We start from the raw sequence: 16568 nt of genomic DNA, 5'->3' as shown, positions 1-16568 counted from the left end.
GCTGCGTAAAAAGCTCGGTGTGTTTAAGAGGACTTACGAACGCGCAAGTACCACTCAGACAATAGCCTTACTTGTTTTTCGGTATAGCCTTTTTCCATCATACGGTTGACAAAATCGTCGTGCTTACGTTGATCGTCTGATGAAGTTTTGGCATTGAAAGAGATGACGGGCAGCAGTTCTTCAGTGTTAGAGAACATTTTCTTTTCGATTACGGTGCGTAATTTTTCGTAACTCGTCCAAACTGGATTCGAACCGTTATTGTTTGCACGTGCTCTAAGAACAAAGTTAACAATCTCGTTACGGAAGTCTTTTGGATTGCTGATCCCTGCTGTTTTCTCAATTTTTTCGAGTTCCTCATTAAGTGAAGAACGATCAAATAACTGCCCAGTTTCTGGATCACGATACTCTTGATCTTGAATCCAAAAATCGGCATACGTGACGTATCGGTCAAAGATATTTTGGCCGTACTCAGAATAAGATTCGAGATAAGCAGTTTGAATCTCTTTACCGATGAACTCAACATAGCGAGGTACAAGATAACCCTTTAAGAATTCAAGGTATTTTTCGCCCACTTCTTGAGGGAACTGTTCTCGCTCAATTTGTTGCTCGATGACATAAAACAGATGTACCGGGTTGGCCGCGACTTCTGTTTGGTCAAAGTTGAACACGCGAGACAAGATCTTAAAGGCAAACCGTGTCGATAACCCAGACATGCCTTCATCAACGCCAGCGTAGTCTCGGTATTCTTGATAGCTTTTTGCCTTAGGATCCGTGTCTTTAAGCGTTTCGCCGTCATAAACCCGCATTTTAGAGAATAACGATGAATTCTCTGGATCTTTTAGGCGTGAAAGGACACTGAACTGACCTAATAACTCTAGCGTACTTGGTGAACAAGGTGCTTTGGTCAGCTCACTGTGTTCAAGAAGTTTTTGATAAATTTTAACTTCTTCAGAGACTCGTAAACAGTAAGGAACTTTCACAATATAGACACGATCTAGGAATGCTTCGTTATTCTTATTGTTTCTAAACGTTTGCCATTCTGATTCGTTCGAGTGCGCCAGAATCATACCGTCAAAGGGCAGGGCAGAAAGCCCTTCAGTACCGTTGTAGTTGCCTTCTTGCGTTGCTGTCAATAATGGGTGTAGCACCTTAATTGGCGCTTTGAACATCTCTACAAATTCCATCAAGCCTTGGTTCGCCCGACAAAGTGCACCCGAGTAGCTGTAGGCATCAGGGTCATCTTGTGAGAAATGCTCAAGTTGTCGAATATCGACTTTACCCACTAACGATGAAATGTCTTGGTTGTTTTCATCGCCGGGTTCGGTTTTCGCTATCCCGACTTGGTCGAGAATCGATGGACGCACTTTCACCACTTTAAATTTGGTAATATCACCACCAAAATCGTGCAGACGTTTTGCTGCCCAAGGAGACATCACTGAACGAACATAGCGCTTTTCAATGCCGTATTCACTTTTAAGTAAATCGCCATCCTCAGACACATCAAACAGACAGAATGGGTGATCATTTACTGGGCTTCTTTCGCCGTTTGCAGATAAAACGTAGATAGGCATCTTTTGCATTAATGCTTTAAGTTTTTCAGCAAGTGATGATTTCCCTCCGCCTACAGGACCGAGAAGGTATAAAATTTGTTTTCTTTCTTCCAAGCCTTGAGCGGCATGCTTGAGGTAGGAGACGATCTGTTCAATGGCGTCTTCCATTCCATAAAAGTCTTCGAAGGTTTTATAGCGCGATATGATTCTATTTGAAAAAAGGCGGCTCAAATGTGGATCTTGTGCCGTGTCGATGACCTCAGGCTCACCGATCGCAAGTAAAAGACGTTCAGCTGCATTAGCGTAAGCACTTTTTTCGTCTTTACATAGACTCAAGAATTCTTGAATTGATAGCTCTTCATCTTTTGCGGCTTCGTACCGCGATTGATAATGGTCGAAAATACTCATAGCTGATTCCCCTTAAACCGGCAAAGCTGACTGATAACACACAAATAATGCGACTCCATGTCAATTTAAAGACTAGTAGGCTTTTGAGATTTATGCTTTACAATTATGTGTTTATTTGTAAACCAGTGGAGAAGGGCGGATGAAAATCAGTGGAAGTCTCAGGTATTAAACAGCGGTCTTGTTTTTGGGAATTGTCGGTATTTCTATTGGGGCACTTGAATGAATAACGCCCCGCTTGATAGTTGCGAGGCGTATTAAATTTGAGCTATCACACTTCGTGTAGACGATTAAGCGTTAAATATTTGCTTAAATTCAGCACTAGATAAATGGTACTGACGAGGACAATTTTTCCACGTAACCAGCATACGACGATATTTTTCAAGCATTGGCATTTGGCTGTTAAAATGATGGTCTGCTTTATCAAATTGTGGATATAACCCTTCAGAGTCAACTAAAAAACGGACATAATTGACAAGTTGAGCCTCACTTGCAATGTCAAAGCCTAGAAATAACAAACGACGTTGATCGACGTCTTTACGCTCATTTTGGTCGAGCATTTTGTTCGATTCTTGCATGGCGTGGTACATCTCCATGATGTCGATAATTTCACGACATTCATCTTCAACGAGACAACCGAACTCTTTGTTCATCTCACGCATTTGAAGTTCATAGCCACGTTCAACAATGGTTTGTAGTCTTTTATATTTGTTTTCACTTTCAGGGCTAAGTTTAGCCATTAGGTAATATTGATTCGACAAAATTAGACGTTGAGCATTAGTCATTTCCATCTTTGGAGCCTCACTACAGATAGTCTTTTATTATATGCGGTGTACCGCATTTGAATTTTAGTTAGGGTACCAGTTTACGGCCAATAAGGAACATGATCTCAACACAAAATTGTGACAAAAAAACGCGCATCAAGCGCGTTTTTGTTCTGAGGTGCATATCGGTTAGTATTTTACGACATCTGTATATTGTGAAAGGATATCAACGATGCCATCCATCACTTCTTTTGATGGTGGTTGCGTTCCCTCTAATGGGTAGTCATACCCCAGAGCTTCCCACTTATGTGCACCGAGTTTGTGGTATGGCAATAGCTCCACTTTTTCAATGTTATCCATACCTTGAATAAATTGGCCTAACAAATGCGCAGATTCAGGGTCGTCGGTGTACCCAGGAACAATGACATAGCGGATCCAAGTTTTCTGATTTATTTTTTGTAGATAGCGAGCGAAATCTAAGGTTCGTCGGTTAGAGACCCCAATGAAATCTTGGTGAATTTCGTCTTTCATATGCTTGATATCTAGCATAACGAGATCGGTTGCGGCGAGCACTTCGTCCACCACCTCGGTGTGCTTTCGAATATAGCCATTGGTGTCTAAACACGTATGGATACCTTCGGCTTGTGCTGCTTGGAAAAAGTCACGGACAAACTCAGGTTGAAGCATCGCTTCGCCACCCGAACATGTAATACCGCCGCCTGAGGCATTCATGAAATGACGGTATGATTTCGCTTCAGCGATCAATTCATCAACCGTTACTTCTTTCCCGCCGTGAGTGTCCCATGTATCGCGATTATGACAATACATGCAGCGCATAAGGCAGCCTTGTAAGAACACGATAAAGCGTATCCCGGGGCCATCGACTGTACCACAGGATTCGTATGAGTGAATGCGTCCAGATATTGACATGAGCTCTTTCTCTACTAATTATTTTTACCCGCTATTTTATTATAAAACAGCGGCGCCTAACAGGAAAACTGGCGGAAACCTTCATCCTGTGAATACAGCGTATGATGTTGTTAATAATAGGTAACTGTTAGATGCTGGAATAGTGGTACCCGTCACGTTCATTTGGGCTTTATTGATTGTGACGAGTCTTGAAACGACTCTGCGGCAACTGCAGGTAATGATTAGGTACGCGGCGTAGCCACTTAAAAAAAAGCAAACATAGACATCCCGCCGTTAGTGTAAATCGAACGAGGTGCTTCTTTATATTCCGAGGATTTAGTCGCTAGAAAGGTACTGATACCAATATATTGGTTATACCAAGTTACTCCAACAATAGCCTCTGCTTGGAGTGGTTCTAATGTGACATTATAGGCGGCGCTTGGCTCTGGAATACCAGGTCGATCGCCTTGAATGGTCAGATCATTAAATCGATAGCGGGCTTTTGCTCCCAAATAGCCAAACCAGCCGGTGTTTGAAGCGCCAATCATGCCAGCCTTAAATGGATTTTCACTGCTGATATTGGCGGACCCAAAACTGCCACTTAAGTCCTTTCCCCACCTGAACATCGCACCTGTAGATAGAGCACTTCTAAAGTTACCAATGTTAGTCTCTGTGACGTTCGATATTTCCCATGAGGTATGCTCAGACAGTGACTGCCTTTGTAAATTGAAATGTGTTAAATAGCCGATACTGCCGGCGGCTTGATCTTCAATTTGATATTCCCAGCCTTTAGGCTCGGTTGACCTTGTTATTGAGTGAACAAGCTTCTGAGCTCGGTCAGCAAATGAGCTTTCGCCAGTAGCGCCTATGGTAAGGTTGAACCGTTGCGCTTGTTGAGGGTGCAAGCTGATATAGTTTAGTTCTGCGTAAAAAAAACCCGCATAGGGGCGATCATTGGCGACAGGTTTGGAAGAATTGATATCCGAAGGTGTCCACATCTTATGCCCGAGTTGGAATTCTATCTTATCAAGTGATGATGCTTTCCAGTACGACAAACTCAATGGTTTAAAAGCAGGATAGGGTGAAATTTTTCCACTCGTATAGGAAAAGAATAGGCCGTTAGTATAGTCTTCGTCAGTACCAAACACACTGTCATTGTCTATTGAGAACGCAAGGGTAGAGCGTTCAGACGCGAGCGCACTTACAGATAACAAAACTAAAGGGAATACAACACTATAATTCATGACCCACTCTCTTTCAGTACAACGGATAGAGTTAATCTAAGTTAAGACGATAGTGTGATATTTGTGAAGGGGAAGGTTGGATATTAGATGCGAAAGTTCGGTGTAGAGAGGGGGAGAATTGTAAGTAATATTTACACGTAACGATTAATACTAAATGGGAAAATAAGCCTATTATTGGCTAAAAAAAACCTCGCCGAAGCGAGGTTTATGTCTAAATCATTATAACGTTAAATTATAGAGACTCAGTAAATGTACGTGCGATTACGTCTGCTTGCTGCTCTGGTGTTAGAGAGTTAAAGCGTACTGCGTAACCTGATACACGGATTGTTAACTGAGGGTAATTCTCAGGGTGCTTAACTGCGTCTTCAAGAGTGCCGCGGTTAAGAACGTTAACGTTAAGGTGTTGACCACCTTCGATGCCAGCTTCGTGGTGGAAGTAACCATCCATTAGGCCTGCAAGGTTAGCACGTTGGCTGTCTTCTTCTTTACCTAGCGCGTTAGGAACGATAGAGAAAGTGTAAGAGATACCATCTTGTGCGTCAGCGAACGGTAGTTTACCTACAGAAGTAAGTGAAGCTACAGCACCTTTTTCGTCACGACCGTGCATTGGGTTAGCACCAGGAGCGAAAGGAGCGCCAGCACGACGACCGTCTGGAGTGTTACCTGTCTTCTTACCGTATACCACGTTTGAAGTGATAGTAAGGATAGACTGAGTAGGGATTGCATCACGGTACATCTTAAGCTTACGGATTTTGCCCATAAACGTAGAAACAAGTTCACATGCGATGTCATCAACGCGTGCGTCGTTGTTACCAAATTTAGGGTAATCGCCTTCGATTTCGAAATCAGTTGCAATGCCGTCTTCGTCACGTACTGGTTTAACAGTAGCGTACTTGATAGCAGACAATGAGTCAGCAGCAACAGAAAGACCTGCAATACCACATGCCATAGTACGACGAACGTCACGGTCATGTAGAGCCATTAGAGACGCTTCGTAGCTGTACTTATCGTGCATGAAGTGAATGCTGTTTAGCGCAGTCACGTATTGCTTCGCTAGCCAATCCATGAAGTGGTCTAGACGGTCCATTACTTTGTCGTAATCAAGAACTGAATCAGTCATTGGTGCTTCTTTAGGACCAACCTGCATTTTCAGTTTCTCATCAATGCCGCCATTGATTGCGTACAACATTGTTTTAGCAAGGTTAGCACGAGCGCCAAAGAACTGCATTTGTTTACCAACAATCATTGGAGATACACAACAAGCGATTGCGTAGTCGTCAGATTCTAGGTCAGGACGCATTAGGTCATCATTTTCGTACTGGATAGAAGAAGTATCGATAGATACTTTTGCACAGAACTTCTTGAAGCCTACAGGCAGTTGCTCAGACCAAAGAACCGTGATGTTTGGCTCTGGCGATGGACCCATTGTGTATAGGCTGTTTAGGAAACGGAAGTTAGTACGTGTCACTAGTGTACGACCGTCGATACCCATACCACCCATTGATTCTGTTGCCCAGATTGGGTCACCAGAGAACAACTCATCGTATTCAGGAGTACGTAGGAAACGAACCATACGTAGCTTCATGACGAAATGGTCAATCATTTCTTGTGCTTCAACTTCTGTGATCTTACCAGCAGCGATATCACGCTCGATAAAGATATCTAGGAAAGATGAAGTACGGCCAAGAGACATTGCTGCGCCGTTTTGTGATTTAACTGCAGCTAGGTAGCCGAAGTAAGTCCACTGAATCGCTTCTTGAGCAGTTTGAGCTGGCTCAGAGATATCGAAACCGTATTTTTCAGCCATAACTTTGATTTGGCCAAGTGCACGGTGTTGCTCAGAGATTTCTTCACGAAGTTGCATTGTTGCTACTAGGTCTTCGCCGTTTTCGAAACGCTCTTGAAGAGAAGCAAATTGAGCTTGCTTATCTTTCATTAGGAAGTTGATACCGTAAAGTGCTACACGACGGTAATCACCGATGATACGACCACGACCGTATGCATCAGGAAGACCTGTTAGAACACCTGATTTACGACATTTTAGGATGTCAGGCGTGTAGATATCGAAAACACCAGCATTGTGTGTTTTACGGTATTCAGAGTAGATTTTTGAAACCATTGGGTCGAGAGTGCGACCGTATGCTTTACAAGAACCTTCAACCATACGTACACCACCGTTAGGGATGATTGCACGTTTAAGTGGTGCTTCAGTTTGAAGACCAACGATAGTCTCTAGGTCTTGCTCAATGTAGCCTGCATCGTGTGCAGTGATGGTAGAAATAACAGAAGTATCGAAATCTACAGGTGCTTTAGTCGCGTTTTCCTGTTTGATACCTTCCATTACTTTAGCCCAAAGCTTGTTAGTTGCTTCAGTACCTTCAGAAACTAGGAAGTCTTCGTCACCTTCATAAGGTGCATAGTTCTTTTGGATGAAATCACGAACGTTTACTTCGTTTTGCCACTCACCTGTCGCAAAACCTTCCCAAGCTTTAGCAAATTGCTCTGCCATGACATACCTACCTTGTTAGTAGAAAAAACACGTACTGTTCTCAAGTAATCGAGTGCTCTCCGAATGGGGAACCAGTACACACATTAATAAAAATATTTATGGTCAATCATAGTACCAATTAATCATAAATATTGTTATTCATCAGGTTGAAATCAAGTCTACACTAAAAATTTATTGTAAAACTTAAACTAAATCAATAAAAATTAAAAAAACATAATAAAAATTTGGGTAGCGACGGGCACTACCCAAATTTTTCACTGCATTTCTATAGGAATGCTGGGATTCCATACTGGCCTTCTAGCATACCAACAGCAAGCATTGCTATCAGACATACGACGAAGACACCGACAGGGATCACGATCTTGTCTACAAAAGATAGACGAGATGCACGCTCTTTGTCGCCAATAAGGCCATTATTATCGAGGAACATGGTTAGCGCCCAAGCAAGTACAGGGTTCGCTACCACAGCTGCAAAGATACAGATGCCTGCTGCTTGAGAGTCTTTTGTTTCTCTTACCATTTGCATACCTGCTTCAAGTAGCGGCAAGAATACCCCAACTAGCAGCGCAACACGCATCACTGGTGGCCATACTGCAACATCCATCGGGAAGCCTAGGATTGCAACAATGATACATAGAGAACCAAGAAGAATCGCGCCCGCTGGAATTGGACGTTTTGCGATAGCTGCTGGGATCATGTACGTACCCCAAGAAGAGGTAATGTTACCACCACCTACTGCAGTACCAACCATTTGACGAACTGAACACATCGTCATGGTGTCATCAACATCCATCAATACTTTTTCAGTTTTGCGAGGATAGTTAAGTTCTTGGAAGATACGGTGACCTAAGAAATCCGGTGACCACATTGCTACCGCTAAGATCGCGAATGGTAATGAAGCAATGAAGTGTGCAAGATTTGGTAAACCTAATTGCCAACCTTGTTCTGTGCTGCCCCACCAGTAAACAGGGTTCAGGTTCGGGATCCCCATTTGTGTTTCAAATGTTAGGTCAAAGCCGGCGCCTAAACCTAGAGCAATCAATAACCCGGTAATCGCACAAACTGGAATCGCTAACCAACGCTTGTTGATTTTCGCAAGATAGGCGTACACAGCAATGTTAATACCAAGAACCACTAAGCCAACATAGCCCATGCTCCCAGCGTCAACCGTGGCAGACGAAAGGCCTACTGCCCATTCTTGAATCGATCCGATTTGACTCATGGTCCCGGTGAAGCCTAGGAAAATCAATAGACCACCAGCGGTACCTTGCGAGGTGAGATTCACCAGCTTGGACCCACCTTTGAAGTAGCTCAATAGTAGACCGAAGACACCCAATAAAATAGCAAGAGCAAGAGGGTGAGCGCCTGCAAGAGCAATCGAGCCAATCAGTGGAATCATTGGTCCGTGGTTACCGGCAAGGTTAGCTCTTGGATTGAAGAAGCCAGAAGCAAGAATACAGAACAACAAAGCAGGGATTAGCATCTCTACACGTGCAACTTCAATTGCAAATTCTTTGCCAAGGTTTACATGGTCCCATGCTGCGGTTAAACCGTCAGCCCAAGACATCATTACCGCTGAATACATGGCGATAATACCAATAGTACCCGCCAGGGCAGGTACTAAGTCTTCGAGTTCAAAGCGGAAATCACGACCCGGCAGGTTTAATCCATAGCGGCGTGGTTTCATGATTTGAAGTTCGTGGTCTAGGTATTCAGAGCGGCTGGCAAACTCAGAAGCAGGACGGTGAAGCTCTTGATAGCTTTTAGTCTCAATATCTGAATCAGAATGCGCTTTATTAACGGCGTCTGACATAGATTCCTCATTTATAAAAAGTTAGTCGTTTGGCGTTTTAGTCGTTTGGCTTGATAGAAGAATACATTCGCTGAATATGAAATGGATACTTACACGCGACTAGCGTGCTTAAGAATAGACGATATCTATAACAAGTAGGCGAATTATTCGTGCTATATCAATGCAGCCGAGTCTAGCAAGCAACGCTAAGAGCTTGATTGATCTTGATCACTTTACGAAAAAATGTGAAAGAAAATTACAACCAATGTTTGAATGTGCGCACTTGATTAACATTCTGCGTAAGTCGCTTTCACAAATTAACAATATGAGTCAGGTTTACTAAGTGGAAAGAACTCAATCCATTGCAACAAAACTAATAGGTGGCATATTCCTTGCTTAATTTAAGGTAATAGATTGGCATGGCAACGCTTTGCCGCACAAAAATCAGCTAGGAAAGAATGATGAAAAAAAGACTAATGTTGCCGCTTGTTGCCGCGATTTCTACAGTAATGGTTGGGTGTGGCGGAGGCGGCGGTGATAGCGGTGGATCTAGTGGCCCTGCACCAATCGTATATCAATGGCAAGTTGTTGATCTGTATTCGATTGAACGTTCAAAAGTATCTTCGGGTTGTGCGATTTTTGCGAATGATGACTCTGTCGATGGTAATGTCATCGCAGCGAGAGTTGCTGATCGCAACTTCCGTATTTTGTTTCATGACGAGAATGGTCAGGTTGTAACAGAAAAGACGATAGATAACATTCCGACAAATGGGCTTGTTTCTATTAAGAAAGATGACATACCTTACAAGGGCTATGTGGCTTTGGAAGAGTTAAGTGGCCTCGTGTCTGGGCAAAGAGAGTCTTATATCTTTGGTGTGCAAAAAGATTTGATGCACAGTATGACTATTGCCGTAAGAAATGAGCAACCTAGTGGAAATGCTTGTTATCGTGGTGGTTTAGCGCTAGAAGAAAATGCTAACGATGATGCGGTGATTGCTGTGTCACCTGACAGCTCAGGTGCGACTAAATTTCAAACTAGTGCATCAGGAGCGAAAGTGTTGGAAGGAAGTACGTTAATTGACTTACCAGTGGTATCGGGGTTTCCTGCATTAGAAAGAAAGATAGTAACTGGTTTTAACCCAACGGGAAGCAAGCTAAATTCGCTTACGCACTATGCCATTATTGAGTCAGCCGACGTGTATGATAAGCAAACGCCTCCAACCAGTAAGCCTATTAGAGAAATGACCAGCTCAGATGTGGTTCAATATCCATTTACAAATACAAATATCACATTAAATGAAGCAAGTAAGGTGAAAGTTGTACTTGATAACGACGTTTATGGATGGCAACCGATCAATAGCGACACCAACGACTTTTCATACGTGGCGTCTGAAAAGAGGTTATCAAATTGGACGGCCGAAGTTTATGGTAAGACTACCTATGATTGGAATTATGTTGGGTTACTCCCACTATCTGCTTCACCTGCAACTATTGTAGCTCCTACAGTCACTGATTTTACTGGGACATCGATATCAAATTGCGACTCGGGATATTGCGTAACTTCAACGTCTTACAGTGTGAACGATTTCGCTATCCAAAGAACGGCAATTCGCAGTAAAACTGATCAAAATAAGAATTTCTATCAATCAATATACGGTCCCGTAACATCATCGCAAGTCGTCTTAGAAAGCCCAACGGAGCAGGTTTCGCCGACTACGGCGAGTGATACTATCGAGATAGGTTTGGTCGCAGTTGATGAAAGTAATGTAAGTTTTGCTTACTCAGCTCAATATCTAATGAAGAATTCTATAGATATGCAAGATCATGTTGGTAATGGAAGCGCGGCTTACTCTGATTTTAATGGTCGAGTAGTGCTGGAAGCTGACTCCCTTACTGAAGATATCAACATGATGAAGTCTGAGCTTACCTTTTTGACTAATCGAAATAATTAACGATATGAATGCAGTGTTGAAATGATTAAATTGAAGAGCCTCGCATAGAAATGCGAGGCTCTTTTTTTACGTGATAACATGAGAAGTTTGCTAGATGTGAAGCAGAGTGCAGATGGGGTTTTAAGAACAGTTGAACTTTTCAATGAAATGTAAAAAAGGTTGTTATATAGTGTTTTGACGTACGATTTAGTTACATGACTGAAGTGGAACAATACACCCGCATTAGACTTGCTTCTAATCGGTGTGAAGCGACGGTGTTAAATCACATGAAAGTGAAGGTTTGAAGGTTAAAAGGGAACGATAACTCCGTTTTATGCCGAAGGGAGCAAGTAGTGCTAGCAAAAAGAATAATTCCTTGTCTGGATGTCCGAGATGGTCAAGTGGTGAAGGGTGTCCAGTTCCGTAACCATGAAGTAATAGGTGATATTGTCCCTCTTGCGGCTCGCTATGCCGAAGAAGGTGCAGATGAACTGGTTTTTTATGATATCACCGCATCGAGTGATGGCCGTGTTGTTGACAAAAGCTGGGTTGCTCGAGTCGCTGAAGTAATTGATATCCCATTTTGTGTTGCTGGTGGCATCAAGTCTGCAGAGGACGCTGCTCGCATTTTGGAGTTCGGGGCTGATAAAGTCTCAATTAACTCTCCGGCTTTAGCGAATCCTGAGTTGATTACTGAATTAGCCGACAAATTTGGTGTTCAGTGCATCGTGGTGGGCATAGATTCCTACTTTGATAAAGAGACGGGTAAATATCAGGTCTACCAGTTTACGGGTGATGAAAACCGAACCAAAGCGACACAATGGGAAACCCGCGACTGGGTGCAAGAAGTGCAGAAGCGTGGGGCTGGAGAGATCGTTCTTAATATGATGAACCAAGATGGTGTTCGGAGTGGGTACGATCTGACTCAACTCAACATGGTTCGCGAAGTTTGCCATGTCCCTCTCATTGCTTCAGGCGGAGCTGGGGCGATGGAACACTTTTCTGAAGTATATAAAGAAACAAACGTGGATGGGGCGCTCGCCGCGTCTGTCTTCCACAAGCAAATTATTAATATTGGTGAGCTAAAGCAATATTTAGCTGGTCAAGGTGTGGAGATCAGATTATGAGTAATACAGCTGCAGCATTAAAAGAACGTATTGACTGGGAAAAAGTAGATGGACTGATCCCTGCGATCATTCAGGACTTTCAGTCAAGCCAAGTGCTGATGATGGGTTACATGACACCAGATGCGTTAGATAAAACGACTGAGACTCAACAAGTCACGTTTTTCTCCCGTACAAAAGCACGACTTTGGACCAAAGGGGAAACATCTGGGAATGTTCTTCAACTAAAATCGATCGCGTTAGATTGCGATAATGACACGCTATTGGTGAAAGTAGACCCTATTGGACCGACCTGCCACACTGGGACCACAACGTGTTTCGACGCCGATCAACAAGAAGAATCACAAATGGTGTGGCTTCATCAGCTCGAGCAATTGCTCGCCGACCGAAAAAATGCTGATCCTGACTCCTCCTATACCGCGAGCCTCTATGCTAGGGGCACCAAGCGTATATCGCAGAAAGTTGGCGAAGAAGGCGTTGAAGTCGCGCTTGCGGCAACGTCGGGTGACAAGGCGGAATTAGTCTGTGAGTCAGCCGATCTAATTTACCATTTACTTGTTTTACTGCAGGACCAAGGTTTATCACTTAATGACGTTGTTAACAAATTGAAAGAGCGTCATAAATAGCTGACTCAGTAAACAAAGCATAAAAAAACCCTCTACAGAGGGTTTTTTTATGGAATCTACGTCGATAGTGCGGTAAATCACCTAACTAAATTGTAAGCCGTATAACATTATATTGCACAAATGAGTGGTAATCATTTAAGCCGCAGAGCAATTAGGTTGTTGATACCTAATATATTGTTGATACCCATTAGATCGTTGAAACATCGTGTCTTCGATTAAATATTTATTAGTGTGAACTTAAACGTTATTTGGCCATGTCACCGTCCACAGGGGTCACAGAACTTGCATGGTATCCTTTAGGCCCTTCTTCTACTTCATAGTTGACTTGTTGTCCCGCTTTTAATGTGCGGTAACCATCCATATGAATCGTTGAATAATGTGCAAAAATATCGTTGTCGCCACCTTCTGGACAAATGAATCCAAATCCCTTGGCATTGTTAAACCATTTTACTGTACCTGTAGCCATGCTATACATCCCTCATGCATTTTTCTGAAGTTGTTCGAAGACACGGGTTACCACTTCACCGTCGACACTTCCTTATCGGTCACTTAAATTTTCTAAGCTCTTTTAATTATCTCATCGCGGCTAGGATAAAAAATCCACAGTAAGTAAATTCCTACCCAAGGGAGAGTATCAAGATAAACTTGTTAAATTTTAGTCACTAAATAACCACTTTAGTCAATCATTAAACTTAGTCAATAAGAATGTCACATAAATAACTACATATTCTAAACATATTCACTTTGGTTTTAACAATGTCGTAAACGGTGGCTTTAGTTTGGGGCGTGATGATGTATTCTTAATGGGGAGGGGGAAATGTTTTTTCTACTTGGCTCATATGTGACACACACTAATAGCATTGTTTTGTTTGCAGCGATACAATTGGTGTCTTAGTCTCTAATATAGAGATGCTTTTCGAGTGTAGCGACAATGTACCTCTGTAACAGTAAGGTAACGATGTTGTTTATACAGTCTTTTGAATATTAACGAAAACTCTCAAACATTCTGGCCATGAGTAAAAATTTTGAATGGGTGACTCCAGACTCAGATTTACTGGAGAAAGAAAAAACTAAGGTTAAGCCACCGGGCATGTACCACGTTGTTTTAAATAATGATGATTACACCCCGATGGACTTTGTTGTAGAAATCTTGGAACGCTTTTTTTCACTCAACGAAGATCAAGCGACGCAAGTGATGCTACAGGTACATTATGACGGTAAAGCCGTATGTGGCACCTATACATCCGAAGTCGCTGAAACAAAAGTTGCTCAAGTGACCATGTATTCAAGGGAAAATGAACATCCACTTTTGTGTACCATGGAAAAAGCCTAATTTTCGAATGAATGGCAGTTGTCATTCCTTAGGAGGTACTTATGCTGAATAAAGAATTAGAATCGAGTCTCAACGGCGCATTTGCTCGTGCCCGTGACAAAAGACATGAATTCATGACCGTAGAGCATCTCCTTTTAGCATTGTTAGAAAACGATTCTGCTAAAGAAGCTTTAACGGCTTGTAGCGCAAATCTCGACAATCTGCGTGAAGAGCTCGACGCATTCATCGACCAAACTACGCCGTTAATTCCTGATAACGACGATACCCGTGAGACACAGCCAACACTAAGCTTCCAACGAGTGTTGCAACGCGCTGTTTTCCATGTGCAATCTTCTGGTCGTAGCGAAGTGACAGGGGCCAATGTGCTCGTTGCCATATTTAGTGAGCAGGAATCACATGCTGCCTATTTGCTGAAGAAAAACGATATTAGCCGTTTAGATATCGTTAATTTTATCTCTCACGGTATTACCAAAAACTCGGGTGCGTCAGACAGTGAACCGACAAGCGGCTCATTGGGCGGAGGAAGTGAACCCGTTGAAGATGCAAATGGTGAAGATCGCTTAGAAAATTTTGCGACCAACCTGAATCAAGTCGCCAAAGATGGTGACATCGACCCGCTTATTGGTCGAGACAAAGAGCTTGAAAGAACCATACAAGTATTGTGTCGTCGTCGTAAAAATAACCCATTGCTTGTGGGCGAAGCTGGAGTCGGTAAAACGGCTATCGCAGAAGGACTGGCATGGAGAATCGTTGAAGGCTTGGTGCCTGACGTGATTGAAAATTGCGTTATTTATTCTTTAGATATTGGGTCCTTGCTGGCCGGCACTAAATATCGAGGGGACTTCGAGAAACGCTTTAAAGCCATATTGAAGCAACTTGAGAAAGAAGATGACGCCATTCTATTTATCGATGAAATCCATACCATTATTGGCGCGGGTGCCGCTTCTGGCGGGCAAGTTGATGCGGCAAACCTTATCAAGCCATTACTGAGCAGCGGTAAGCTACGTTGTATTGGGTCAACGACCTACCAGGAATACAGTAATATCTTTGATAAAGAACGAGCATTATCTCGTCGTTTCCAAAAAATTGACGTGGTTGAACCATCATTAGACGATACCACTAAGATATTGATTGGTTTGAAACCTAAGTATGAAGCGCATCATGAGGTTCGTTATACCAACAAAGCACTTCGTGCCGCGGTTGAGCTTTCGGCCAAATATATTAATGAACGTCATCTGCCTGACAAAGCAATTGATGTTATCGATGAAGCGGGGGCTCGTAGCCGTTTAGTCCCAGCGAGCCGACGTAAGAAAACCGTCGGGGTTGCCGATATCGAGTCAATGGTTGCGAAGATGGCCCGTATTCCAGAAAAGTCAGTGTCTTCATCGGACAAAGACATTCTTCAAAATCTAGATGAAAAAATGAAGATGCTTGTCTTTGGTCAAGATAAGGCTATCGATGTTCTATCTGAAGCAATCAAGATGACTCGTGCGGGCTTAGGTAATGATGATCGCCCAGTCGGCTCTTTCTTATTTGCAGGCCCAACAGGGGTAGGTAAAACCGAAGTTACCGTTCAGTTGTCCAAATTACTGGGTATCGAGCTGCTAAGGTTTGACATGTCTGAGTACGGTGAGCGTCACTCAGTTAGTCGCTTGATTGGTGCGCCTCCTGGTTATGTTGGCTACGACCAAGGCGGACTGCTCACAGACTCAGTGATTAAACATCCGCATTCGGTTGTCTTATTGGATGAGATTGAAAAAGCGCACCCGGATATTTTTAACTTGCTGTTGCAGGTCATGGATAACGGTACATTAACGGATAACAATGGCCGTAAAGCCGATTTCCGAAATGTTATTCTTGTCATGACAAGTAATGCGGGCGTTTCTGAGACCGAGAAAAAATCGATTGGTCTTATTCAACAAGATCACCAACCAGATGCCATGGGAGCGATTAAGCGCGTATTCACACCTGAATTCCGCAACCGCCTTGATGGGATTATTTGGTTTAATAGTCTAGACGATACCGTTATCCATCAAGTGGTCGATAAGTTTATCGTTGAGCTCCAGGCCCAACTAGACTCACGAGGGGTATCTTTAGAGGTTTCTGCAGATGCGCGTGATTGGTTAGCTCTTAAAGGCTATGACAAGACGATGGGCGCGCGTCCAATGGGACGAGTGGTGCAAGACAAACTTAAGAAACCGCTGGCTAATGAGCTGTTGTTTGGTTCGCTTATAGATGGTGGCACGGTAAGAGTATCGCTAAAAGATGATGACTTAGACTTTGAGTATATTGGCTCGAAAGAAGAAGTTCTTCACTAGTCAGCATTCGTTTGCCAAAGAAAAAAAACGTACGAATTATCGTACGTTTTTTTTAACCATTCT

12 protein-coding genes are annotated in these 16568 nt (G+C 43.0%); 5 read left to right on the top strand and 7 right to left on the bottom strand.

Features of this window, described 5'->3' with window-relative positions:
* Positions 1 to 23 precede the first annotated feature (23 nt).
* The 6 genes from ACE1OE_RS20925 to ACE1OE_RS20900 all read right to left on the bottom strand — a co-directional run bounded on the left by ACE1OE_RS20925 (position 24) and on the right by ACE1OE_RS20900 (position 9194).
* Positions 24 to 1958: a PrkA family serine protein kinase gene (locus tag ACE1OE_RS20925; protein ID WP_102471382.1), complete on the bottom strand. Its 1935-nt coding sequence runs from the start codon at positions 1956 to 1958 to the stop codon at positions 24 to 26.
* Between the two features lie 287 nt (positions 1959 to 2245).
* Positions 2246 to 2746 (bottom strand): YfbU family protein, encoded by a 501-nt coding sequence (locus tag ACE1OE_RS20920; RefSeq protein WP_449212176.1) that lies wholly within the window; start codon positions 2744 to 2746, stop codon positions 2246 to 2248.
* 162 nt (positions 2747 to 2908) lie between these two features.
* Positions 2909 to 3649 carry a pyruvate formate lyase 1-activating protein gene (pflA, locus tag ACE1OE_RS20915; RefSeq protein ID WP_449212175.1) on the bottom strand — a complete coding sequence of 247 codons (741 nt, stop codon included), beginning with the start codon at positions 3647 to 3649 and terminating at the stop codon, positions 2909 to 2911.
* A 242-nt stretch (positions 3650 to 3891) separates the two neighbouring features.
* Positions 3892 to 4872: a lipid A deacylase LpxR family protein gene (locus ACE1OE_RS20910; RefSeq protein ID WP_449212174.1), complete on the bottom strand. Its 981-nt coding sequence runs from the start codon at positions 4870 to 4872 to the stop codon at positions 3892 to 3894.
* A 232-nt stretch (positions 4873 to 5104) separates the two neighbouring features.
* A complete protein-coding gene (gene pflB, locus ACE1OE_RS20905) occupies positions 5105 to 7381 on the bottom strand; it encodes a formate C-acetyltransferase (RefSeq protein WP_449212173.1) in 2277 nt (758 codons plus the stop codon).
* A 265-nt stretch (positions 7382 to 7646) separates the two neighbouring features.
* Complete coding sequence (locus ACE1OE_RS20900; RefSeq protein WP_102471387.1) at positions 7647 to 9194, bottom strand: DUF3360 family protein; 1548 nt, start codon at positions 9192 to 9194, stop codon at positions 7647 to 7649.
* A 440-nt stretch (positions 9195 to 9634) separates the two neighbouring features.
* Between ACE1OE_RS20900 and ACE1OE_RS20895 the strand changes: the two genes are divergently transcribed.
* From ACE1OE_RS20895 to hisIE, 3 genes are all read left to right on the top strand, one after another.
* Positions 9635 to 11125, top strand: a complete 1491-nt coding sequence (locus ACE1OE_RS20895; RefSeq protein ID WP_449212172.1) for a hypothetical protein — start codon at positions 9635 to 9637, stop codon at positions 11123 to 11125.
* Between the two features lie 332 nt (positions 11126 to 11457).
* Positions 11458 to 12231 carry an imidazole glycerol phosphate synthase subunit HisF gene (gene hisF, locus ACE1OE_RS20890; RefSeq protein ID WP_102471389.1) on the top strand — a complete coding sequence of 258 codons (774 nt, stop codon included), beginning with the start codon at positions 11458 to 11460 and terminating at the stop codon, positions 12229 to 12231.
* On the top strand, positions 12228 to 12854 hold the full coding sequence (hisIE, locus tag ACE1OE_RS20885) for a bifunctional phosphoribosyl-AMP cyclohydrolase/phosphoribosyl-ATP diphosphatase HisIE (protein WP_102471390.1): 627 nt from the start codon (positions 12228 to 12230) through the stop codon (positions 12852 to 12854). The genes hisF and hisIE overlap by 4 nt, the downstream gene beginning before the upstream one ends.
* 244 nt (positions 12855 to 13098) lie before the next feature.
* On the opposite strand, the gene cspD is transcribed toward hisIE, so the two are convergent.
* Positions 13099 to 13320, bottom strand: coding sequence for a cold shock domain-containing protein CspD (gene cspD, locus ACE1OE_RS20880; protein WP_198593072.1), 222 nt, complete (start codon positions 13318 to 13320; stop codon positions 13099 to 13101).
* Positions 13321 to 13866: 546 nt separating this feature from the next.
* Here cspD and clpS point away from each other — a divergent pair.
* Positions 13867 to 14187: an ATP-dependent Clp protease adapter ClpS gene (gene clpS, locus ACE1OE_RS20875; protein ID WP_102471392.1), complete on the top strand. Its 321-nt coding sequence runs from the start codon at positions 13867 to 13869 to the stop codon at positions 14185 to 14187.
* 41 nt (positions 14188 to 14228) lie between these two features.
* The gene (gene clpA, locus ACE1OE_RS20870) at positions 14229 to 16505 is read left to right on the top strand and encodes an ATP-dependent Clp protease ATP-binding subunit ClpA (protein ID WP_102471393.1); all 2277 of its coding nucleotides are present in this window, start codon (positions 14229 to 14231) and stop codon (positions 16503 to 16505) included.
* The last annotated feature ends 63 nt before the right edge of the window (positions 16506 to 16568 follow it).

The organism is Vibrio sp. E150_011, assembly GCF_053544015.1.
The sequence above is the reverse complement of the archived record's forward strand: the minus strand, read 5'-3'. Positions and strand labels throughout refer to the sequence as shown.